The sequence below is a fragment of the Bradyrhizobium ivorense genome (genome assembly GCF_900696085.1).
Lineage (GTDB): Bacteria > Pseudomonadota > Alphaproteobacteria > Rhizobiales > Xanthobacteraceae > Bradyrhizobium > Bradyrhizobium ivorense.
In genome coordinates this window covers 40,825-62,918 of sequence record NZ_CAADFC020000044.1, presented here as the reverse complement: position 1 = coordinate 62,918, position 22,094 = coordinate 40,825, and the positions used below count along the sequence as shown (strand labels likewise).

General features: G+C 65.0%; 22 protein-coding genes and 2 pseudogenes. 16 read left to right on the top strand and 8 right to left on the bottom strand.

The genetic code is table 11. The features are described 5' to 3' along the window. Positions 1–1,199: 1,199 nt before the first annotated feature. The gene (gene rpsT, locus CI41S_RS43240; RefSeq protein WP_139487529.1) at positions 1,200–1,466 is read right to left on the bottom strand and encodes a 30S ribosomal protein S20; all 267 of its coding nucleotides are present in this window, start codon (positions 1,464–1,466) and stop codon (positions 1,200–1,202) included. 389 nt (positions 1,467–1,855) lie between these two features. Here rpsT and CI41S_RS43235 point away from each other — a divergent pair, with 389 nt between their 5' ends. The 3 genes from CI41S_RS43235 to CI41S_RS43225 all read left to right on the top strand — a co-directional run bounded on the left by CI41S_RS43235 (position 1,856) and on the right by CI41S_RS43225 (position 3,868). Next, entirely contained in the window at positions 1,856–2,173 is a 318-nt protein-coding gene (locus tag CI41S_RS43235) for a hypothetical protein (protein ID WP_139865028.1), read from the top strand. A gap of 118 nt (positions 2,174–2,291) precedes the next feature. Then, complete coding sequence (msrA, locus tag CI41S_RS43230; protein ID WP_139865027.1) at positions 2,292–2,948, top strand: peptide-methionine (S)-S-oxide reductase MsrA; 657 nt, start codon at positions 2,292–2,294, stop codon at positions 2,946–2,948. A gap of 158 nt (positions 2,949–3,106) precedes the next feature. Next, the gene (locus CI41S_RS43225) at positions 3,107–3,868 is read left to right on the top strand and encodes a polysaccharide biosynthesis/export family protein (protein WP_371814882.1); all 762 of its coding nucleotides are present in this window, start codon (positions 3,107–3,109) and stop codon (positions 3,866–3,868) included. A gap of 110 nt (positions 3,869–3,978) precedes the next feature. Here CI41S_RS43225 and CI41S_RS43220 read toward each other — a convergent pair whose 3' ends face one another. The 3 genes from CI41S_RS43220 to CI41S_RS43210 all read right to left on the bottom strand — a co-directional run bounded on the left by CI41S_RS43220 (position 3,979) and on the right by CI41S_RS43210 (position 5,865). Then, positions 3,979–4,650 (bottom strand): dienelactone hydrolase family protein, encoded by a 672-nt coding sequence (locus CI41S_RS43220; protein ID WP_139865026.1) that lies wholly within the window; start codon positions 4,648–4,650, stop codon positions 3,979–3,981. A 106-nt stretch (positions 4,651–4,756) separates the two neighbouring features. Continuing rightward, on the bottom strand, positions 4,757–5,098 hold the full coding sequence (locus tag CI41S_RS43215; RefSeq protein WP_139865025.1) for a hypothetical protein: 342 nt from the start codon (positions 5,096–5,098) through the stop codon (positions 4,757–4,759). Next, entirely contained in the window at positions 5,095–5,865 is a 771-nt protein-coding gene (locus tag CI41S_RS43210) for an alpha/beta fold hydrolase (protein ID WP_139865024.1), read from the bottom strand. The genes CI41S_RS43215 and CI41S_RS43210 overlap by 4 nt, the downstream gene beginning before the upstream one ends. A gap of 283 nt (positions 5,866–6,148) precedes the next feature. On the opposite strand from CI41S_RS43210, the gene CI41S_RS43205 reads away from it, so the two are divergent. From CI41S_RS43205 to CI41S_RS43190, 4 genes are all read left to right on the top strand, one after another. Continuing rightward, complete coding sequence (locus CI41S_RS43205; RefSeq protein ID WP_139865023.1) at positions 6,149–6,640, top strand: (2Fe-2S)-binding protein; 492 nt, start codon at positions 6,149–6,151, stop codon at positions 6,638–6,640. Next, positions 6,637–8,922 carry a xanthine dehydrogenase family protein molybdopterin-binding subunit gene (locus CI41S_RS43200; RefSeq protein ID WP_139865022.1) on the top strand — a complete coding sequence of 762 codons (2,286 nt, stop codon included), beginning with the start codon at positions 6,637–6,639 and terminating at the stop codon, positions 8,920–8,922. The genes CI41S_RS43205 and CI41S_RS43200 overlap by 4 nt, the downstream gene beginning before the upstream one ends. A 214-nt stretch (positions 8,923–9,136) precedes the next feature. Continuing rightward, complete coding sequence (locus CI41S_RS43195; RefSeq protein WP_139487520.1) at positions 9,137–10,231, top strand: HD-GYP domain-containing protein; 1,095 nt, start codon at positions 9,137–9,139, stop codon at positions 10,229–10,231. A gap of 206 nt (positions 10,232–10,437) precedes the next feature. Continuing rightward, positions 10,438–11,727 (top strand): cytochrome P450, encoded by a 1,290-nt coding sequence (locus tag CI41S_RS43190; protein ID WP_139865021.1) that lies wholly within the window; start codon positions 10,438–10,440, stop codon positions 11,725–11,727. A gap of 132 nt (positions 11,728–11,859) precedes the next feature. Here CI41S_RS43190 and CI41S_RS43185 read toward each other — a convergent pair. Together CI41S_RS43185 and CI41S_RS43180 are read right to left on the bottom strand one after the other, a co-directional pair. Continuing rightward, a pseudogene (locus CI41S_RS43185) lies at positions 11,860–13,318 on the bottom strand (AMP-binding protein). A 221-nt stretch (positions 13,319–13,539) separates the two neighbouring features. After that, positions 13,540–13,959, bottom strand: coding sequence for a VOC family protein (locus tag CI41S_RS43180; RefSeq protein ID WP_139865020.1), 420 nt, complete (start codon positions 13,957–13,959; stop codon positions 13,540–13,542). A 152-nt stretch (positions 13,960–14,111) separates the two neighbouring features. Here CI41S_RS43180 and CI41S_RS43175 point away from each other — a divergent pair, with 152 nt between their 5' ends. From CI41S_RS43175 to CI41S_RS43135, 9 genes and pseudogenes are all read left to right on the top strand, one after another. Then, positions 14,112–15,083: a Bug family tripartite tricarboxylate transporter substrate binding protein gene (locus CI41S_RS43175; RefSeq protein WP_139487516.1), complete on the top strand. Its 972-nt coding sequence runs from the start codon at positions 14,112–14,114 to the stop codon at positions 15,081–15,083. A gap of 136 nt (positions 15,084–15,219) precedes the next feature. After that, positions 15,220–15,693, top strand: coding sequence for an ArsR/SmtB family transcription factor (locus CI41S_RS43170; protein ID WP_139487515.1), 474 nt, complete (start codon positions 15,220–15,222; stop codon positions 15,691–15,693). A gap of 11 nt (positions 15,694–15,704) precedes the next feature. After that, positions 15,705–16,040, top strand: a pseudogene (locus tag CI41S_RS43165) (SRPBCC family protein); the annotation flags it as partial. Between the two features lie 22 nt (positions 16,041–16,062). After that, positions 16,063–16,800, top strand: coding sequence for a DUF899 domain-containing protein (locus CI41S_RS43160; RefSeq protein WP_139865019.1), 738 nt, complete (start codon positions 16,063–16,065; stop codon positions 16,798–16,800). A gap of 120 nt (positions 16,801–16,920) precedes the next feature. Continuing rightward, positions 16,921–17,277 carry a DUF1428 domain-containing protein gene (locus CI41S_RS43155; RefSeq protein ID WP_139865018.1) on the top strand — a complete coding sequence of 119 codons (357 nt, stop codon included), beginning with the start codon at positions 16,921–16,923 and terminating at the stop codon, positions 17,275–17,277. Positions 17,278–17,416: 139 nt separating this feature from the next. Further along, the gene (locus CI41S_RS43150) at positions 17,417–18,034 is read left to right on the top strand and encodes a hypothetical protein (RefSeq protein ID WP_139865017.1); all 618 of its coding nucleotides are present in this window, start codon (positions 17,417–17,419) and stop codon (positions 18,032–18,034) included. After that, the gene (locus CI41S_RS43145) at positions 18,018–18,401 is read left to right on the top strand and encodes a transcriptional regulator (RefSeq protein WP_139487511.1); all 384 of its coding nucleotides are present in this window, start codon (positions 18,018–18,020) and stop codon (positions 18,399–18,401) included. The genes CI41S_RS43150 and CI41S_RS43145 overlap by 17 nt, the downstream gene beginning before the upstream one ends. 36 nt (positions 18,402–18,437) lie before the next feature. Beyond that, positions 18,438–19,178, top strand: a complete 741-nt coding sequence (locus tag CI41S_RS43140) for a di-trans,poly-cis-decaprenylcistransferase (protein ID WP_139865016.1) — start codon at positions 18,438–18,440, stop codon at positions 19,176–19,178. Positions 19,179–19,309: 131 nt separating this feature from the next. Further along, on the top strand, positions 19,310–20,533 hold the full coding sequence (locus tag CI41S_RS43135; RefSeq protein ID WP_139865015.1) for a threonine ammonia-lyase: 1,224 nt from the start codon (positions 19,310–19,312) through the stop codon (positions 20,531–20,533). Positions 20,534–20,920: 387 nt separating this feature from the next. On the opposite strand, the gene CI41S_RS43130 is transcribed toward CI41S_RS43135, so the two are convergent. Both CI41S_RS43130 and CI41S_RS43125 read right to left on the bottom strand, forming a co-directional pair. Then, the gene (locus tag CI41S_RS43130; RefSeq protein WP_139865014.1) at positions 20,921–21,433 is read right to left on the bottom strand and encodes a DUF1697 domain-containing protein; all 513 of its coding nucleotides are present in this window, start codon (positions 21,431–21,433) and stop codon (positions 20,921–20,923) included. 7 nt (positions 21,434–21,440) lie between these two features. Further along, positions 21,441–22,082 (bottom strand): glutathione S-transferase family protein, encoded by a 642-nt coding sequence (locus tag CI41S_RS43125; RefSeq protein ID WP_139865013.1) that lies wholly within the window; start codon positions 22,080–22,082, stop codon positions 21,441–21,443. Positions 22,083–22,094 lie beyond the last annotated feature (12 nt).

The following is a 22,094-nucleotide window of genomic DNA, read 5'->3' as shown; positions in this document are numbered from 1 at the left end:
TGCCTTCGTACTTTTCCAGACAGAGTGATGTTGTTGTGAAATCGCCGCGCGCGTTTCCGTTCGCGGCGCGACCTCCAGCGGGGCGCAGTGCTGCTCCGGACAAAGCTCTCCCGTGTAGCGACAACGCGCCACCGGTCAGATCAGTCGTTTGGAGAAGGTGCGTCCCGCGAGGTCAGCGCGTACTCGAGGGGCGCAGCGGGTGGGAGTGGACGTCCGAGGGGTCGATTACGGTACCACTGGAAACCTGCACTTCAGCTGTCGTGGCGTCGACTGCAGAGATGATCCCGTAAGACATAGTTCCTCCCCCTCCCCGCCGCGACGTGTCGCGGCGAGCTGTCAGCTCGCTTGTGTCTTCAAATCCGTGTTGCCGCTACCGAACATCGAAATGTCCCGCGCTGCCGCCGCGTAGTCCTCGTCAACCCGTTCGCTCGCTCCGCGTTCCCGCTGCCAGATTCCGACGGCTTGTCCTGGTCTCTCTTGTTCGATCCCCCGAATGGCCGGGACATCGCCGGAGAAATTTTGACACAGGCCAGCCGTCCTCATATCGCTATGAGTTGTCAATCTAGCTTCGCTTGGAGAGCGTCGCTAACGCGCACACCGCCGCCGATTTGCGCGTCCGCCCTTGGGTCTCAAACCGCGCTGATCTGGAGAGCCGTGGGCGTCGCGAACAACAAGACAATTACACCAAGAGCATTTTCTGACAATCCGGGGATTCGACGGAGATCGCGACTCTTCGCGACTGTTGCCGAGCTGCCGATGCAGGGCCGAGAATACAAGCTCATGAATCTGCGCACAGAATCCTGCGTGTCACAAACCGCGGTGCAATACCAAAAAATTTTCATAAAAAATTTACGTTGGCTCTTGTGCCGATCGATTTTCCAATCGCTCTCTAGCACTATGTGCATAAGTAACTCGCGAAGCGTCATTTTTCACGATTACTTTTGCAGGGTAACTCCCCGCGCAATTTTCGAGGCGGGATGTACGCCACTATTCCATCTACGTTACGTAGTGCAGGATACTTTCGCGCGAGCGTGACGCGTTAAGCATGCGTATCCGGTGAACTACGGACGCGACGAAACATGACACGCGTTTCGTGACACTGCAATTGCAAGCAATATCGTGTGACGAAACATCCACGACAAAAAACAAAAAGCCCGGCGCGAGCCGGGCTTCGTGACGAATATATTTTTCAGTCAGCTTTACTTCGCGAGCTTCGCGATCTGATGCGAGAGGCGCGACACCTTCCGGCTCGCGTTGTTCTTGTGAATGATGTTGCGCTGCGCCGCCTTCATCAGCTCGGGCTCGGCGCGGACCATCGCCTTGAGTGCTGCCTCGCGATCGCCGCGCTTGATCGCCTCCTCGACGGTGCGGACCGCGCCACGCATCTGGGTGCGGCGCGACTTGTTGACGATGGTGCGGCGGGCAATCTTGCGGGTCGCCTTCTTGGCGGAGGTGGTGTTGGCCATGGTCGGTCTCTAACTGTCCTTCGGCGGTGACGCTCGGTGGTCGGGCTCGCGCGCACCGGCCGGTTCAAATCTCTACTCGGGTGTATTGTCCAAGGGTAGCTTGATCCAAGGGTAGCTTGGCGTGTTCTTGAGGCGGCCATGCGAGGAGCGCAAAACGCTGTCCCCACCTGCGGCACTGTCCAAAGAACAAGCGGCGGCAGGATTGCGCCCGCCGCCATCGGCCGGTCTTATAGATGGCGCAGGCCATAGCGTCAACGCTTTCCGGGGCCAAAAACGGCCCGAAATCGGGCCCGCGATGGGCGGATAAGGTGCTGAAGAGGTTGAATTTCCGGGGGGCGCCCGGTAAGGCCTGACGACGCGTGGGGCGCGACAGCAAGTTAGGGTGACGCATGATCCGCGGTTTTTTCCGACTTATCGGCCTGTTGCTGCTGGCCGGCGGATTCGTCTTCATGGTCTATGACGGCGCCCGCTACGTTGCCGACCAGAGCCTGCGGTTCACCCGGTTCGGCCAGTTCTGGAACGACATCCACCAGTCCAGCCAGGCGGCGTTCCGCGCCTGGGTGGAAGGGGTCGCGCCCTGGGTCTGGAACGACGTGGTCAGGGTGATCTTGGAGCAGCCGGTGTTTGCGGTGCTCGGCATTGCCGGCCTGCTTCTGATGATCCTGTTCCGGCCCCGCAAGCGCCTGATCGGCTACACGCGGGACTGAGCCTTTGCGGTGCCGCCCGTAACGGGGCTGCCATCAATTGCGTAACAACCTATATAGGTGACAGCCCGGCCCGCAGGCCGCTGCCCGCGTCGGCCGATGTCCCGCCCGGAGGTAATCCATGTTGTTCATGCGCAAGACCACCGCGTTGCCGAGCGCCGCCGAGGCGCTGCCGGGCCGCGCGACACCGATTCCGACAGCGACCACGCACTTCGTCAACGGCAGCAAGCTGCAGCCGCCTTACCCGCAAGGCCTCGAGCAGGCGGTGTTCGCGCTCGGCTGCTTCTGGGGCGCGGAGCGCAAGTTCTGGGAGCTCGGCGACGGCATCTACACCACCGCGGTCGGCTATGCCGGCGGCCACACGCCGAACCCGACCTATGAAGAGGTCTGCTCGGGGCGCACCGGCCACACCGAGGTGGTGCTGGTCGTGTTCGATCCGAAGAAGATCTCCTACGAGAAGCTCTTGAAGACGTTCTGGGAGAACCACGACCCGACCCAGGGCATGCGCCAGGGCAACGACGTCGGCACGCAGTATCGTTCGGCGATCTACACCTTCAGCGATGCGCAGCGCAAAGCCGCCGACGAGTCGAAGGCGATGTATCAGAAGGCGCTCGCCGCGAAGGGCATCGGCGCCATCACCACCGAGATCGCGCCGTCGGGCGCGTTCTACTTCGCCGAGGACTATCATCAGCAGTATCTCGCCAAGAACCCGGCGGGCTATTGCGGGCTCGGCGGCACCGGCGTGTCCTGCCCGATCGGCGTCGGCGTGTCCGCCTGATCGGATGTCCTGCCCGAGTGTGGTCAGGCTCGCGCGGATCATGCTCTAAGTCGAAGGGAAGCCGGCTTTTCCGGCTTCCCTGGCGCCCGCCGAAAACCCTTTATTAACCATAACCGGTGCAAGACTGAGGCTGTCTCTCGGTTTAAGGGATGGCTCCGGTGCGGGTTGCGCGCGCGTTACGATTGCCGATCATCGCCATCACGGCTGCGCTTGCGCTGTCCGGCTGCATGCGGACGTCCGGTCCGGTCGCCGTCGCCCCGCCGCCGGGCGATCCCGATTCCGTCGCCTACGGCCAGTACGCGCCGGCCCCCGTCGCGGATGCCAGCGGCGGCGGCGCGATCAGCGCGTTGCGTTCCGCCTTTGCCAGCGCGCCGCGTGGCTATGCGGTGCCGGCCACCGTCCAGATGGCCGCCGGGCCGCCGGCCTATGGCCAGCCGCCGATCGAATTGGCTCGTTCCGACAGCGGCTATCATCTCGGTCCTGGCGACAAGCTGCGCGTCGTGGTCTACGGCCAGGAAGGTCTCACCAACACCTATGCGATCGACGCCGCCGGTTCGATCACCATGCCGCTGATCGGCTCGGTGCCGGCGCGCGGTCGCACCCCGGCCGGGCTCGCGGCCGAAATCTCCGGCAGGCTGCGCAACGGCTTCATCCGCGAGCCGTCGGTGGCGGTCGAGATCGAGGCCTATCGCCCGTTCTTCATTCTCGGCGAGGTCCAGGCCCCCGGCCAATATCCCTACGTGCCCAACATGACGGTGGAGAGCGCGATCGCGATCGCCGGCGGCTTCTCGCCGCGCGCCAAGCGCGACAGCGTGACGCTGACCCACACCGACGCGTCCGGCTCCGGCCGCTTCGTGGTGCCGCTGGGCACGCCGATGAGCCCCGGCGATACCGTGTTCGTCAGCGAGCGCTGGTTCTGACGAAGGACAACGTCCTTCGTCATCCCGGGGCGATGCAAAGCATCGAACCCGGGATCTCGAGATTCCGGGTCTGGTGCTGGCGCACCATCCCGGAATGACGTGTGTGACATTCAGCGCAAATGCTTCCCGAAAAATTCCAGGCTGCGCGGCCAGGCGATGTCGGCGCTGGTCTTGTCATAGCTCGCGCGTTCGTCGCAGTGAAAGCCGTGCTGGGCGCCGGGATAGATGAAGACCTCGACCTCGGGCCGCTTCGACTTGATGGTCTCGACGTCGCTCAAGGGAATGCCGGCGTCCTTCTCGCCGAAATGCAGTTGCGTCGGCACCGCCGGCTTGTCGTCGGCAAAGCGCACGATGGCGCCGCCGTAATAGCCGACCGCGGCCGAGAGCCCGGTCAGCTTGGTTGCGGCCGAATAGGCGATGCTGCCGCCGAGGCAGAAGCCGATGATGCCGACCGGGCCAACCGATTTGACGGCGTCGATGGCCGCCTGGGCGTCGCGCAGCATCGCAGGATAGTCTGGATTGGCGACGAATTTTCGCGCATTGGCGACTTCATCCGGCGAATAGCCGCTCTGGAAGTTCGGCTCGATGCGGTCGAAGATCGACGGTGCGATCGCGACATAGCCTTCCTGCGCCAGCCGGTCGCAGACCGAACGGATGTGGTGGTTGACGCCAAAAATTTCCTGGATCACGACGATCGCGCCCTTCGGCGCGCCGGCTGGATCGGCGCGATAGGCGCCGAGTTCAAATCCGTCAGAAGCCTTCAGCTTGAGATCTTGTCCCATGGGTCATCCTTGTCAGGTGAGGGTGGTTTGTCGGGGATTGCGTGCGGGGCGGCTGTCTTCGGCATGGTCTATTCGGAAAACCGGTTCCCACTTTCCGGATCATGCTCTAACGCCACATCCAGTTCTCGCCCCAGTCGGCCTTCCAGCCGGCGAGGCGGCCCTTGCGGAATTGCAAATAGAGACGGTCGCGGTGAGGGACCAGCCCGCTGCCGCCGAGATCGCGAAAGGTCAGAAAGACCTCATGGCCGGGCCGTCCGCGGACATAAATGAGGGGTGTGCCGAGCGCGCGCTGGGCGTCGTCGACGCCCATGCCGAACACCAGTGGCGTGGTGTTCGACAGCGTCGCGGTGAACGTATCCGGCGCGGTGACGAACGGCCGCGCTTTCTGGGCACTGGCGATGCCCGTTGTCGCGGCGGCCAGCAGCAGGGCGATGACGAGCGTCTTCATGCGCTACCCTCAAGACGATCGAGGAACGGCAGCACCGCGTCGATGAAGGCCTGCGGCTGGTCGATGTTGACGGCATGGCCGGCGTTCGGGATCACCGCCTTCTGCGCGCCCGGGATCTTTGCCGCCATGTAGTCGGAGGCGGCCAGGAACGGGGTGTCGTCGGCGCCGACCACGACCAGCGACGGCACCTTGATGTCCGGCAGCGACTCGATCACCCGCGCGTCGCGTTGCGCCAGCATGCCGCGCGCGGCGAGCGCCAGGCCCTTTGCGTTGCGATGCGTGACCGAGGCGCGCTCGGCGCTCAAGGTTTTCAGCACCTCCAGCCCTTCGCGATCGAAGCGGTCGCCGGTGTCGCGGGCCCGCGTGTTCCAGACCTCGCGCGCGTCGTCCTTCTTGAAGCCGGGGCCGGTGTCGACGATCAGCAGCGCCCGCACCCGCTCCGGATGGGCGCGATGGAAGGCCAAGGACATATAGCCGCCGAGCGACAGCCCGCCGACGATCGCCTTCTCGGCGCCGACGGCGTCGAGCAGGGCGGCGATGTCGCCGACCGTCAATTGCTCGCTGTAGGCTGTGGGATCATCCGGATAGTCCGACTGGCCGTGGCCGCGCATGTCCCACAGCACCAGCGTATGGCGCCGCGACAGCGCGTCGATCTGGCCCTGCCACATCGCCGAGGTCGATGAATAGCCGTGGGTGAGGATGAGCGGCGGACCGCTGCCGTGAACCTCGTAGTAGATTTCTGCGCCGCTGCGGCTGAGCTTGGCCATTCACGGGCTCCTTGTCGTCGTTGTCGATCTCCGGCGGCGCAACCGCTCCCGGTCGATGCCACCGATAAGACATTGGTGCTGGCGTTTCAAAGCTTCCGCATTGCCGCAGCGCACAAGGGGCATCTTCGAAAATTAATTGCCTTCGAGCAATTCCAAATTGGATTGCCTCCAGCAGGTAACCGGATCATTGTCATGGCAACTGTCGCTGACCCGGTGGGCGCCAGCCGAGACCCAACAATGAGCTGCCGCCGTAAGCGGCTTCATACACCGGAAGGGGAGAGAGATGCCTAATCTCAATATCAACGGACGGAATATGTCCGTCGAGGCGGCGGCCGACACGCCGCTGCTATGGGTCATCCGCGAGCAGTTGCAGATGACCGGCACCAAGTTCGGTTGCGGCGCTGGCCTGTGTGGCGCCTGCACGGTCCACCTCAACGGCGAAGCCGTGCGGTCCTGCCAGACCTCGGTCGCCGACGCTGCCGGCAAGAAGATCACCACCATCGAGGGACTCTCCGCCAAGGGCGATCATCCCTTGCAGAAGGCCTGGATCGCCGAGCAGGTGCCGCAATGCGGCTACTGCCAGTCCGGCCAGATCATGCAGGCGGCCGCGCTGCTGTCGAAGAATTCCAACCCGACCAAGGACGAAGTGGTCGCGCATATGGACGGCAATCTCTGCCGTTGCATGACCTATTCGCGAATCCAGAAGGCGATCATGCGGGCGGCATCCGAAATGCGCACCGCGTCGGCCACCGGAACCGAGCGGAGGGCCACATGAACAAGCACGTCAAGGACGTCACCCCCGAGACCACAGACCTCAGCCGCCGCTCCTTCCTGGTCGGCACCGCGGCAACCGGTCTGGTGCTCGGCTATGCCGGCGTGCCCGGCATCGAGCAGGCCGCCGCAGCCGCGCCCGCCAATTTCGAGCCGAGCGTCTGGTATTCGATCGCGCCCGACGGTCTCGTCACCGTGACCTGCGGCAAGGCCGACATGGGCCAGCACGTCGCCTCGACCATGGCGCAGATCGTCGCCGAAGAGCTCGGCGCGAACTGGAAGGACATGCGGGTCCAGCTCGCCTCCAATGATCCGAAGTTCAACGACCCCGTGCTCGGGGCGCAGATCACCGGCGGCAGCTGGTCGACCATGATGAACTTCGATGCGATGAGCCGTGCCGGCGCCGCAGGGCGCATGGCGTTGACCGAGGCGGCGGCCGCCTCGATGGGCGTGCCCGCGAACGAGTGTGTGGTGCGCTCGTCCACGATCAACCATCCGAAGTCGAAGAAGTCGATGTCGTTCGCCGACGTGGTGAAGAGCGGCAAGGCGACCAAGACTTTCACGGCCGACGAGTTGAAGGCGATCAAGCTGAAGTCGCCCGATCAGTACACCATGATCGGCGTCTCGGTGCCGCAACTCGACATTCCGTCGAAGACCAACGGCACGGCGAAATACGGCATCGACGTGATGCTGCCGGGCATGGTGCACGGCGCCATCGTGACCCCGCCGGTGCGCTACGGCGCCACCGTGAAGTCGGTTGACGACAGCGCGGCCAAGAAGGTGCCGGGCTACATCAAGGCGGTGACGCTCGACGACAAGACCGGCACCACGACCGGTTGGGTGGTCGCCGTCGCCAATACCTACGCCAACGCCAAGAAGGCGGCGGCGGCGCTGAAGATCAGCTACGACGGCGGCCCGAACGCAAAGCTGTCGAGCGAATCGCTGTTCACCGAGGCCAAGCGGCTGCAGGGGCTCAGCGACTCCGGCGAGTTCTTCGTCAAGGACGGCGATCCGAACGCGGCGTTCGGCTCCGCGGCCAAGGTGCTGGAGGCGGAGTACACCACCAACATCAACATCCATGCGCCGATGGAGCCGATGAACGCCACTGCGGAGTTCAAGGGCGACATCCTGCACATGTATTCCGGCAACCAGTTCGCGACCCGCTCCGGCGCGATCGCGGCCGGCGCGGCCGGGATCGATCCGAAATATGTCGTGATGCACCAGATGTGGCTTGGCGGCGGCTTCGGCCGGCGGCTCGACGCCGACATGATGGTGCCGGCGGTGCAGGCGGCGAAGGCCGTCGGCAAGCCGGTCAAGGTGATCTACACGCGCGAGAACGACATGACGATGGATTTCTCGCGTCCGCTCACCTTCCAGAAGGTAAAGGCCGGCATGGATGGCGACGGCAAGATCGTCGCGATGAGCCATGACGTCGTGTCGGCCTGGCCGACTCAGCGTTGGGGCATCCCCGACTTCCTGACACCTTCGGTCGACAAGAAGGGCCCGCTCGATTCATTCACGGTGAATGGCGCGGACTTCTTCTACACCGTGCCCAACCACTATGTGCGGGCGATCAAGAACGAGATGGCGCACAACGCCACCCCGTCGGGTCAGCTGCGCTCGGTGGCGCCGGGTTGGACCTTCTGGGCCGTGGAAAGCATGATCGACGAGATCGCACACGCGACCGGCAAGGATCCGGCGCAGCTGCGCATCTCGCTGCTCGACGGCAAGGGCAAGAATGACGGTGGCGCGCAACGCCTCCGCAACACCTTGCTCGCTGCGATGGGCCTCGCCGGTTACGGCACCAAGCAGCTGCCGAAGGGTGAAGGTATGGGCGTCGCCTGCGTGTCGTCGCAGGAGCGCGCCACCGCCAGCTGGACCGCCTGCGTCGCCCATGTCGCGGTCGCGCCGTCGGGCGAGGTGACGGTGAAGAAGCTGACGGTCGCAACCGACGTCGGCACCCAGGTCAATCCCGACGGCATCCGGGCCCAGGTCGAGGGCGCGGCGCTGTGGGGCATGTCGCTGGCGCTGTTCGAGAAGGCGACGTTGAAGGACGGCGGCATCGAGCAGACCAACTTCGACAGCTACACGCCGCTGCGGATGAGCCAGATGCCGGAGGTCGCGGTCAACGTCATCGCCAACGGTGAAAAGGCGACCGGCGTTGGCGAGCCCGCGGTGACGGTGGTGGCGCCCGCGATCGGCAATGCCGTGTTCAACGCGGTCGGCGCCCGCGTCCGCGGCCTGCCGATCACCGCAGAGGCGGTGAAGGCGGCGATGAAGGCCTGAACAAAGCGCGCCTTCCGCCTGCAAAAAAGATCGGCCGCCGGGGAGCATTTCCCCGGCGGTTTGTTTTTGGGGCCCCTGATCTTGCTGGCGGATTCCGCGGTTCCTCAAATTGTATGCATTGTGCTTAACCGCCGTTCAGCATCCCCATTAAGTCGGAGGGAACGCATCGTCAGGTAGCGTCGCCCGGTCGGTCGGTTACCGCGACGGGGATTGCATGACAGCCTTAGCCAACAACACTTCGAAGCGCCGCCTGTTGCTGGCATCGGACCGCAGCGATCAGAGCAACGAACTCGCCAGCATCCTGCGGTCGGTTGGCGAGGTCGACACCGTCCTGACCTCCGAGATTCCCGAGCAGCCGGCCCGCGACCTCTCCGGCATCGTGGTCGACATCAACCTGCGCTCGCCCGAAGCCGTGCAGTTGGTCCGCGCCAAGCTGCAGGCCGACGCCTATCGCGAGATGCCGCGGCTGTTCGTGCTGGCGGATGCACTGCACCACGCCTCGATGCAGGCCTGGGCGCTCGGCGCCACCGACACGATCTCGCGGCCGTTCGATGCGCGCGGCATCCTGCAGCGCATCCGCGCCGCCTTCCCCGACGACAGCGGCTATGACGAAACCGATCGCGGCAAGGCGCTCAACCGCGGCGTCGAGGCCGCGCATGGCGTGATGGTCAAGATCTTCGAACGGATGCGCGCCGGCGAGCCGCTGAAATACGACGACATCGTCGCGGCCGAGAACAAGATCCTCAAGGCGATCAAGCACAATTCGCTGCGCGAGTGGCTGACCACGGTCGGCTGCCATCACCAGGAAACCTATCGCCACTGCCTGTTCGTGACCGGCTTTGCGGTGGCGTTCGCGCAGCATCTCGGCATGCGCGAGGACGACCAGCGCCGGCTCGCCCGCGCCGCGCTGCTGCACGACGTCGGCAAGGCCTTCATTCCGGTGGCGCTGCTCGACAAGCCCGGCCCGTTGACGGTCGAGGAAATGGCCGAGATGCGCGAGCATCCGCGCCGCGGCTACGAGGCGCTGTCGGCGCAGGGCGGCTTTCCGCCGGAAATGCTCGACGTGATCCTGCATCACCACGAATTTCTCGACGGCACCGGCTATCCGAACGGGCTGAGCGGCAACCAGATCAGCGACATCGTCCGCGTCACCACCATCGTCGACGTCTACGCCGCGCTGGTCGAAAAGCGCGCCTACCGCCTGCAATTCACCCACGCCAAGGCGTTCTCTATGATGGAGGAGATGGCCGGCAAGCTCGACCAGCAATTGCTGCAGGCGTTCCGCCCGGTGGCGTTCGGGCATTACTGAGCCCTTCTCTCCCCGCGTCATTGCGAGCGAAGCGAAGCAATCCATCTCTCCCCGCGTGCGGAGAGATGGATTGCTTCGTCGCTTTGCTCCTCGCGATGACGGTTGGGGCAAGGACTCTAGCCAATCAACGCAAGTCCGCGTCCTTAACCCCGCCTAGATTCCGGTGATCATCGGCGCGATCAATGCGCAGATGGCAAGGACGACCCATGGACACGACGGCAACTGAAAATCTCGATATCCCCGCCGATATCGCGGCGACCCTGGTCGATCCGGTCGCCTATGCCGACCACCGCATCCACGACAGCTATCGCTGGCTGCGCGCCAACAATCCGCTCGGCATCGCGCGGGTGGAGCGGTTCGAGCCGTTCTGGGTGGTTACCAAGCACGCGCAGATCCAGGCCGTCAGCCGTCAGAACGAGCTGTTCCACAATGCCGATCGCGCCACCACGCTGACGCCGGAAGCGGTGGTGGAGCGCATCCGCAAGATCACCGGCGGGCCGAATCTGGTGCGCTCCCTGGTGCAGATGGATGCGCCAGATCATCCAAAGTATCGCGCGCTCACCCAAGGCTGGTTCATGCCGAACAATCTCGGCAAGTTCGAAGCCCGCGTCCGCCAGATCGCGCGCGCCACGGTGCAGCGGATGCTCGACAAGGGCGGCGCTTGCGATTTCGTCGATGACGTCGCGCTCGGCTATCCCCTGCACGTCATCATGGAGATCCTCGGCGTGCCGGAAGCGGACGAGCCGCGCATGCTCAAGCTGACGCAGGAGCTGTTTGGTCCGCAGGATCCCGACACTGCGCGCATCCGCGAGGCGTTGAGCGCGGAACAATACTCCGGGATGATGCAGGCGGTGGTGGCCGACTTCTCCGCCTACTTCCGCACCATCACCGAAGATCGGCGCCGCAACCCGCGCGACGATCTCTCCACCGTCATCGCCAACGCAAAGATCGGCGGCGAATACCTGCCCGAGCTCGACGCCACCAGCTACTACATCATCGTCGCGACCGCGGGCCACGACACCACCTCGTCCTCGACCGCGGGCGCGATCTGGGCGCTGGCCGAGGACCCCGCCGAGTTCGCCAAGGTGAAGGCCAATCCGGAGCTGATCCCGGGCCTGGTCGACGAGGCGATCCGCTGGATGACGCCGGTCAAGCATTTCATGCGTTCGGCCACGGCGGACACCGAGCTCGGCGGCCGCCGCATCGCCAAGGGCGACTGGCTGATGCTGTGCTACGCCTCGGGCAACCGCGACGAGGAGGTGTTCGAGGACCCCTACCGCTTCCGCAGCGACCGCAAGCCGAACCGCCATGTCGCGTTCGGCTATGGCGCGCATCTCTGCCTCGGCCAGTATCTGGCGAAGCTCGAGATGCGCATCCTGTTCGAGGAACTGCTGCCGCGGCTGAAATCGCTGTCGCTCGACGGCGAGGTGAAGATGACGCAGGCCTATTTTGTCAACGGCCCGAAGAAGCTGCCAATCCGGTTCGAGGTGAATTAACGGCCACCCCACGCATGTTGCTGTGTGGCTGGCTGTTCCCCCGTCATTGCGAGCGAAGCGAAGCAATCCATCCCGCCGCGTATGCGGAACCATGGATTGCTTCGCTTGCGCTCGCAATGACGGGTGGAGATTCTAATCCACCATCTTCCTCAGCTCCGCCTTCGCGATCTTCTCCAAGGTCGAGCGCGGCATGTCGTCGACGAAGCGAATCTCGCGCGGCACCTTGAAGTCGGCGAGGCTGGAGCGGCAGGTCGTCATGACCCTGTCGTGCAGATCGGCCGGCAAGGCGGCGACGCCGGCCTGCGGGATGATGAAGACCACCGGCACCTCGTCCAGCATCGGGTGCTTCTTCGCCACCACGGCGACCTCGCGCACGCCCGGGATCACCCCGATCACCTGCTCGATCTCGGAGGCCGCGACATTCTCGCCGCCGACCTTCAGCATGTCCTTGGCGCGGTCGCCGAATCTCATGTAGCCGCGCTCGAGCAGCGTGACGCGGTCGCCGGTGATGAAATAGCCGTGCTCGTCAAAGCTCTCGCGCGTCGCCTTGTCGTTGTGCAGATATTCGGCGAAGAGCGACAGGCCGGGAATGCCCTTGATCAGGAGATTGCCGGTCTCGCCGACGCCGGTGGGCGAGCCGTCGTCGTTGGTGATGCGGATCTCGTATTCCGGCGCGGCGCGGCCGATCGACATCGGTATGTTGGGTTGGTCGACCTCGCCGACGATGCCGTGGGTGATGGTCTCGGTCATGCCCCACCAGCCGATGATCTTGACGCCGAACGCGGCGAAGGGCGGCGGCTCGTTCACCGCGGTGCCCCAGAGGCGGCTGGATCACGCAGGTCGCGCCGACCCACAGCGACGCCAGCATCGAATAGGCCAACGCATTGGTGTGGAACAGCGGCAGATAGGTCTGGTGCACGTCCGATGCATGCAGGTCCTGATGCGCGGCGTTGATCTTGGCGCCCCACAGCGCGTTGGCATGCGTCCACAGCACCGCCTTGGGCCGCGATGTGGTGCCGGAGGTGTATTGCACGCTGCACGGCGCGAGCGGATCGGTCGGGCGGCGCGGCCGGTCGGCGCTGTCGGCGAACAGCGCCTCAAAGCTGTCGCCGCGCGCCGGCGCCGTCGCGGGCGCTTGCCCGGCGTCGTGCGCGATCACGGCGATCCAGCGCAGGCCCTTGCAGTTGGCGGCGACCAGCTCGGCATAGGCCGGCTGCGTGATCGCGGCCACCGCGCCGCAATGGCCGGCAAAGTATTCGATCTCGGCGGCGGCCGAACGGGTGTTGGTGGTAACGGCAATGGCGCCGAGCTCGACACAGGCGAACCACGCCATCACCGCCTCGATGCAATTGTCGAGATGGATCAGCACATAGTCGCCCGGCCTGATACCGCGCTTCGCAAGTCCCGCCGCGAGCGCGCCGACCCGCTCGTGGAATTCGCCGTAGCTCCAGCGCCGCGCCGGCGCGTCGAATGGCGCCCAGATCAGGAACGGATGGTCGCGCCGCACCTCGGCGCGCATCTGCAGCAGCCACGGCACGTCGAGCCCCGCGAATGGCCCCACGATGCCCGGCGCCGGCGTTGAGTTGGTCATGTGTCCTCCCGCGCAGCTTCAGCGGCTGCTTGCTTGATGTCGGGAGCCTTTGTGCCATCGGATTGCGCGACGGGCAAATCGGATATCGCGTGGTCCAGCCTCGTCATTGCGAGCCAACGGGTCGCGCGCATGCGCGCCCGATGACAGGCTCCACGAAGCAATCCAGACCTCCTCGCGGCACGATGGATTGCTTCGCTCCGCCCGCAATGACGGGGGACAGCTTATTTCGCGCCGTCCTCATACGACGAAATCTCGATCAAACTGCCGTCGGGATCGCGGCAGTAGACCGAGCGCAGCGTGCCGCGCGCGCCCTGCTTGGCGACCGGGCCTTCCTCGATCTTGACGCCATTGGCTTTGAGATGCGCGACCACTTCCGCCGGCGTGCTCGCGGTGAGGAAGCAGAGGTCGTCGCTGCCGGCCGCCTCGTGATCGGCGGTGAACCACTCGACCTTGTCGGCGTCGCGCGGCCGCACGTTGATCTTCTGATGGCCGAACACCAGCGAGGTGCGCGGCGTCTTGCCCTTGCCGGGATCGAACACCTTCACTTCCATGCCGAGGATCCTGCTGTACCAGGCAACCGAACGCACGACATCGGTGACGTTGATCACGAGATGGTCGAGCGCGTTCACCTTGACGGCCATGATTGTCGATCCTTCGGGCTTAGCCTTTCGTCGCGGTCGGCTGCGTTCGTGTCGCACTGGCCGCATCCGGCATTGTTTGTTAAAACCCCGCCGCTTGCAACTCAACAGAAACGGGCAGGGCGCCAAACCCTGCCGCATCGGGAGAAACTTCAATGATTTCACGCCGCACCGCGCTGGGCCTGATCGGGTCGGGGATTTCGACATTCGCGATCGGCCGCGCCTCCGCCGCCGACTATCCGGCGCGGCCGGTGCGCTGGATCGTCGGCTATCCGCCGGGCGGCGCCACCGACATCATCGCGCGCCTGGTCGGGCAGCGGCTGTCGGAACGGCTCGGCCAGCAATTCGTGATCGAGAACAAGCCGGGCGCCGGCAACAACATCGCCACCGAGGCCGCGATCAACGCCGAGCCCGATGGTTATACCGTGCTGCTGGTCAATCCGGCGAACTACATCAACGCGTCGCTCTACGCCAACCTGAAGTTCAACTTCGTGCGCGACATCGCGCCGATCGCCTCGTTCAACCGCGTCCCCAACGTGATGACTGTCAACAAGGACGTGCCGGCCAAGAACGTCGCCGAGTTCATCGAATACGTGAAGGCCAACCCCGGCAAGGTGAACATGGCCTCGTCCGGCAACGGCACCTCGGTGCATCTGTCCGGCGAAATGTTCATGGCGATGACCGGCTGCAAGATGCAGCACGTGCCGTATCGCGGCGCCGCGCCGGCGATCACCGATCTGCTCGGCGGCCAGGTGCAGGTGATCTTCGACAACATGCCCTCGATCATCCAGCACATTCGCTCCGGCGCGCTGCGCGCGCTCGGCGTGACGTCGACGGAACGTTCCGCGCAATTGCCCGACGTGCAGGCGGTCGCAGAGACCGTGAAGGGCTATGAGGCGAGCGCGCTGTTCGGCATGGGGGCGCCGAAGAACATGCCGAAGGAATTGATCGCCAAGCTCAACACCGAGATCAACGCCATTCTCGCTGAGCCCGACATGAAGAAGCGGCTGGTCGAGCTCGGCGGCGATCCGCTGATCCAGACGCCGGACGCGTTCGGCAACGACATCAAGGCCGAGACCGACAAGTGGAAGAAGGTGGTCGAGTTCGCCGGCCTCAAGGTCGAGTAAGTCGAGAACAGCGCTCACCGTTGAAGGAACCAGCCCCGCCGCAAGGCGGGGCTTTGCTTTTGCGGGCAGCGCCGTCTTGACGCGATCGTGAAGCCGCGCCCTTGACGCCGCGCCGATTGCGCCTATACTAAACCACATGGTTAAGTATCAAGACGAGACGCTGGACCGCACCTTCGCTGCGCTGTCCGACCCGACCCGCCGGGCCTTGCTGGCCCGGCTCGGCGGCCGCGACAGCCTGTCGGTGAGCGAGCTGGCGCAGCCGTTTGCGATGTCGTTGCCGGCGATCATGAAGCATCTCGACGTGCTTTCGGATGCCGGCCTGATCGCCCGCGAGAAGACCGGCCGCACGGTGGCCTGCCGGCTCACCGCGAGACCGATGGAGCAGGCGATGAACTGGCTCAATCGCTACGCGCAATTCTGGTCCGACAATCTCGACCGCCTTGCCGCTTTTGTGGAGGACAACCCATGGTCAATCAATCGGCCAACAGCACCGCAGCCGACGCCGGCTTCGCCGCGCGCCCGGACACGCGTCCAAGCCTCACCCTCACGCGGCGCCTCCGGGCGCGGCCGGAAAAGGTCTACGCCGCGTGGACCGAGCCGGAAAACCTAGCGCAGTGGTTCGGCCCCGGGCAGGTCAAATCAGGCACCACGCGCGCCGAGCTCGATGTCCGCGTCGGCGGCCGCTACCGCATCAGCTTCACGGGTGCGAACGGCGAATATCACGAGGTCGGCGGCGTCTATCGCGAGGTGGTGCCGAACCAACGGCTGGTGTTCAGCTGGGCCTGGCATTCGACGCCGGAGCGCGAGTCGCTGGTCACGATCTCGATCAAGCCCGAGGCCGGCGGCACGCTGCTCACCTTCCATCACGCGCAATTCGCCGACGAGGCCGCCCGCGACAATCATCAGCGTGGCTGGATTGAGTCCCTCGGCAATCTGGAAAATTTCGTCAACGCCTGACCGCTGTCGAAGGGAGCATTTCATGCAACAGCACAAGATCGTCTCGCGCGAGGAATGGATCGTAGCCCGCAAGGCGCTGATGGCCGGCGAGAAGGAGCTGACGCAGGCGCGCGAGGCGCTGAGCCGCCAGCGCCGCGAGCTGCCCTGGGTCAAGGTCGACAAGCCCTATCTGTTCGACGGGCCAAGCGGCAAGGTCACGCTCGGCGACCTCTTCAAGGGCCGGCCGCAACTCGTGGTGCAGCACATCATGTTCGCGCCCGAATGGGACGTGGCCTGCAAGAGCTGCTCGTTCTGGGCCGACGGTTATGACCGCATGGCGCCGCATCTCGCCGCGCGCGACACCGCGATGGCAGGAATTTCGCGCGCGCCCTTGGCAAAGCTCGAGGCGTTCAAGCAGCGGATGGGCTGGACCTTCGACTGGGTGTCATCAGGGGATAACGACTTCAACTACGATTACGGCGTCACCTTCACCCGCGAGCAGATGGACAAGGGCGAGGCGCAGTATAATTTCGGCACCACGCCGCCCTATGGCGACGAATTGCCTGGGATCAGCGTGTTCTACCGCGACGATTCCGGTGCCGTGTTCCACACTTATTCCACCTTCGCCCGCGGCCTCGACATGATGAACGCGGCCTATCACTATCTCGATTTGACGCCGCTCGGCCGCCACGAAGAAGGGCTGCCCTATCCGATGGATTGGGTGCGGCTACGTGACCAGTACCAACCGGCACCGGTTCAGGCATCCTGCTGTCACGGTTGATGCGAGCACGTTTGCGCTCCGTCATTGCGAGCGGAGCGAAGCAATCCATGGCGCCGCAAGCGGTGAAATGGATTGCTTCGTCGCTTCGCTCCTGGCAATGACGCTGGAAGGAATCCCCCCATGCCCTACGTCGATGGTTTCATCGTCGCCGTGCCGAAGAAGAAACTCAAGGCCTATGCAAAACTGTCGAAGATGGCCGGCAAGATCTGGCGCGAATACGGCGCGCTGGATTATCGCGAATGGGTCGCCGACGACGTCAAGCCGGGCAAGCTGACCTCGTTCCCGCAAAGCGTGAAGCTGAAGTCTGGCGAGACCGTCGTGTTCGCCTGGATCACCTACAAGTCGCGCGCCCAGCGCGACAGGATCAACGCCAAGGTGATGGCGGATCCGCGCCTCGCATTGATGAACAAGGACAACGTCCCGTTCGACGCCGCGCGGATGATCTACGGTGGTTTTGCTCAGCTGGTGAAGGTGTGAGCGGCACGACTTCGTGCGGCATCTGTGCAGGATTCGTGCAGTAACTTGCAGTTAAACATCTTGATGCACGCGCGGTAGGCAGCCGCTTGCGTTTGCTTGGTGAGCCCGTATACTTTGCAGTACAAAGTTCGGGCGAATCATGCGTGACCTCGACAAGGCATTGGCCGACATCCTCGCGATCCGCAATCAGATTGCGGCGGGCACTGCGTTCCGCGGCTACGGCCCGGCCACGGTCGCCGCGACCAGCGGGATCGCGCTCGTCACTGCGTTCGCCCAGTATCTGTGGCTCGCCGACCCCACCTCGCATCCGATCGTCTTCCTCGCCGGCTGGGCCGCGGCCGCGCTGCTGTCGGCCGTGCTGATCTGGGTCGAGATGCAGGCGCGCTCGCGGCGGCATCACTCCGGTCTCGCCGATACCATGGTGCAGCAGGCGATCGAACAGTTTGTTCCTGCGGCGATCGCCGGCGTGCTGCTCGCAATCCTGCAATGGAAATTCGCGCCGGAGACGCTGTGGATGCTGCCCGGCCTGTGGCAGGTGCTGGTCAGCCTCGGCGTGTTCGCGTCGGTGCGCCTCCTGCCGCGCACGATTGCGCTGGGCGGCGCCTGGTATTTTCTCTCGGGCTTCACAGTGCTCCTGATCGCAAGTCAGAGCCACGCGTTGTCGCCCTGGACCATGGGATTGCCGTTCGCGATCGGTCAATTGCTGCTCGCGGCGCTGCTGTATTTTGCCTCCGGAGACGATGATGCCGAAGATTGACATGACCAGCGCGCCGTTCGCTTATGAAGGCCTCGACCGCGTCATCCATGAGAAGGCGCGGCTCGGCTTGCTCACCTCGCTGATGGCGCATCCGAAGGGGCTCGCCTTCGCCGATCTCAAGCAGCTCTGCGGCCTGACCGACGGCAATCTCTCCAGGCATCTGCAGGTGCTGCAGGAGGCGGGGCTCGTCGACGTCATCAAGGGCTACGAAGGCAACCGCCCGCACACCACCTGCCGCCTGACCAAGACCGGCCGCCGCCGCTTCCTCGACTATCTCGCCGTGCTCGAGCAACTGGTGCGCGACGCGGCGAAAGCCGCCGGCAAGGACGCGGGCGCGCCCGGTCGCCTCGGCGTCCAGACCGCCTGACCACCATGATGGATTTTTTTGCCCGGAGACTTTGTGATGCAAAGTAACGTCGCGCTCAAGCTGGATCCCGCCGCACGGCTGCATGTCGGCATCATCATGGACGGCAACGGCCGCTGGGCGACCCGCCGCGGGCTCTCGCGGTTGCGCGGCCATGAGGCCGGCGTCGAGGCGATCCGCCGCGTGGTCGAGGCGGCGCCGGACCAGGGCGTCGGCACGCTGACGCTCTACGCCTTCTCCAGCGACAATTGGCGCCGTCCCAAGGCCGAGGTCACCGCGCTGATGGGACTGCTGCGGTTCTATCTCGCCAACGAGGTCGCGGCGCTGGTGCGCAACGGCGTCCGCCTCACCGTGATCGGCCGCCGCGACCGCCTGCCGGACGGCATCGCCAGCGCGATCACCCGCGCCGAGGCCGCGACGTCGAGCGGCACCACATTGCATCTGCGCATCGCGATCGACTATTCGGCACGCGACGCCATCCTCAACGCGGCGGCGCGCGCCGGCGCTGTCGGCCAGCTCAGCCGCGAGAGCTTTGCCGATCTGATCACCGGCGAAGCCGGTCTGCGCGACGTCGACCTGATCATCCGCACCTCCGGCGAGAAGCGGCTGTCGGACTTCCTGCTCTGGGAAGGCGCCTATGCCGAGCTGCATTTCACCGACCGGATGTGGCCCGAGTTCGACGGCGACGCGCTCGCCGATGCGCTCGCTGCCTTCCACCGCCGCGAGCGCCGCTTCGGCGGGCTGACCGCGATTGCGCCGGCGGAGGTGCCGAACCTGTAGCCGCAGGATACGACTGCTCTCCCTCTCCCGCTTGCGGGGGAGGTGAATAGAGCATGTCCGCTAAGACGGTCGTTTTCGGCGTCAAAACCGGCTAGGCTTCGTCGTTCCGAAACGGTTCCAAGCGAAGCCCGATGCTAAAGCCTTCCGACACCACCGCCGTGACCCTTGCCGATGTGCGCCGCGCCGCGGGAGTGATCCGCGGCCAGGTCATGGTCACGGCGTGCAATGAAAGCCGCACGCTGGGCGAGATCTGCGGCTGCCGCCTGTTCCTCAAATTCGAGAATTTGCAGTTCACCGCGACCTTCAAGGAGCGCGGCGCGCTGAACCGCCTGCAGGCGCTGTCGGCGGAGGAACGCAAGCGCGGCGTGATCGCGATGTCGGCCGGCAATCACGCCCAGGGCATGGCGTATCACGCCAAGCGGCTCGGCATTCCCGCCACCATCGTGATGCCGATCGGCACGCCGATGGTGAAGATCGAGAACACTCGCCGCCACGGCGCCGAGGTCCTCATCATCGGGCAGACGCTGGACGAGTGTTTTGCCTTCGTCAAATCGCACGCCGCCGAGCGCGACCTGATCCTGGTTCATCCCTATGACGACCCGCTGATCATCGCCGGCCAGGGCACGATCGGGCTGGAGATGCTCGAGGCGGTGCCGGAGCTCGACATCCTGGTGGTGCCGATCGGCGGCGGCGGGCTGATTTCCGGCATCGCGACCGCGGCGAAGGCGCTGAAGCCGTCGGTGCAAGTGATCGGCGTGCAGGCGCAGCTCTATCCGTCGATGTACAACGCCGTCAAAGGCGCGAACCTGCCGATGCGCGGCGATACGCTCGCCGAGGGCATCGCGGTCAAGTCGCCGGGCGCGATCACGACAAAGATCGTCCGCGATCTCGTCGACGACATCTTGCTGGTGAGCGAGGACCAGATCGAGCGCGCCGTCGCCACCTTGATCTCGATCGAGAAGACGGTGGTCGAGGGCGCCGGCGCCGCCAGCCTCGCCGCCGTGCTCGCAGCGCCGGAGCGCTTTGCCGACCGCAAGGTCGGCCTGGTACTGACCGGCGGCAATATCGACACGCGGCTGATCGCCTCGGTGCTGACCCGCGAGCTCGCGCGCGAGGGGCGGCTGACCCAGCTTGCCCTCGACATCGTCGACCGCCCCGGCCAGCTCGCCGCGGTCTGCGATCTGCTGGCGTCAGCCGGCGCCAACATCATCGAGGTCTCGCATCAGCGCACCTTCTCCGACCTGCCGGCCAAGGCGACGTTGCTGGAGCTCGTGATCGAAACCCGCGACCGCGCCCATCTCGAGGACGTGCTGGCCCAGCTCGGCACGGCCGGATTTGCGGTGCGGGAGAGTTGAGCGGGGCGCGGCTCTCGCACGCGACGCCGTCTGCAGTCCCGTCACCTTGAGGAGCGCGCACTGGCGCGCATCTCGAAGGGTCGACGGCCACCAGCCGGGCCGATTCATCCTTCGAGACGCGCGCAAGAGCGCGCTCCTCAGGATGACGGAGTTGGCAGCGTAATTCTCTCCACGCATCGTCCCGGCCTTCGCCGGAGCGACGCTGGAATGGTGCCCCGCTGTTCAACCCGTCATCCTGAAGTGCGAGCCTCTTCGGCGAGCCTCGAAGGATGAATCGGCCCGGCTGGTGGCCGTGCATCCTTCGAGGCTCGCAAGAGCTCGCACCTCAGGATGACGGGTCAAAGAGCGCACGGCTCCTAGGATGACCGTCCTAGAGCAGTGAGGCCCTCAGCCCTCCGCCGCCATCGCCGCCAGCTTCGCAATCGTGTTGATGTTGCGCGCGGTGCCCTTGACGGCGGCGGGGATCTTTAGCTTGGAGCGGCCCATGCCGCTGCCATAGGCGACATAGATCTCGCGCTTGCCGAGCCGCACCTCCTCGTCCTGTTGGCCCCTGATCTGCTTCAGCGCATCCTTCGGCGGCGGCTCGTCGAGGAAGATCGCGACCGTGTAGTTCGGCGGCGCCTTCGGAAACGGATTGGCGTTCAGCACCGCGGCGATCTCGTCCGCGCTCCTGATGACGACGCCGACCGGGTTGCCGGCATAGGCCTCAAGCCGCTGCTCCAGCACCGCCTTGACCTTCGCCGCGCCGAGCTTTGAGGAGAACACCACATTGCCGCTGGCGATATAAGTCTGCACCTCGCCAAAGCCCTCGTCCTCGCACATCGCCTTCAGCTCGGTCATCGGCAGCTTGCCGGTGCCGCCGACATTGACGGCGCGGAGCAGGGCGACGTAACGGGGCATCAGCGCCTCATGTCAGCAGCAGTTCCATGCCGGGGTCGCCCTTTTCCATGGCGCGCCGGTAGGCCGGGCGCGAGCCAATACGGCCGAGATAGGCCCTGATGTTGGGGCAGCGGCCGAAATCATAGGGCAGGAAGTAGCGCATCGTCGTCAGCGAGAAGCCGGTCATGATGTCGGCCGCGGTGAATTCGTCGCCCGCGAGATAGTTGTTGTCGCGCACCCTGGCGTCGATCAGATCGAACGAGCGGTCGACCCGCGCTTTGGTCGCCACCAGCATCGGATTGTCGGCGGGCAGGTTGAGCCGGTTCAGGATCATGTTGCGGCCGAGCTGCGCCTGCAGCGTGCCGTTGGCGAAATGAAACCAGTGCAGGTAGTGCGCGAAGTCGGGGTGGTCCGGCTTCAGCGCCAGCCTGCCGCCGCCATGGCGGGCGATGATGTAGTCGACGATCGCGCCGGATTCCGCCAGCGTCAGCTCGCCGTCCGTGATCACCGGGGCGGTGCCGATCCAGTGCAGCGCCTTGTAGTCGGCCGGCGCCAGCATCGTGACGGGATCGCGCGCATAGCGCTGCAGCTCATAGGGGATCTCCAGCTCCTCGCAGAGCCAGACGATCCGCTCCGATTGTGACTTGCCGAGATGATGGACGGTGAGCATGCAGGGCTCCCT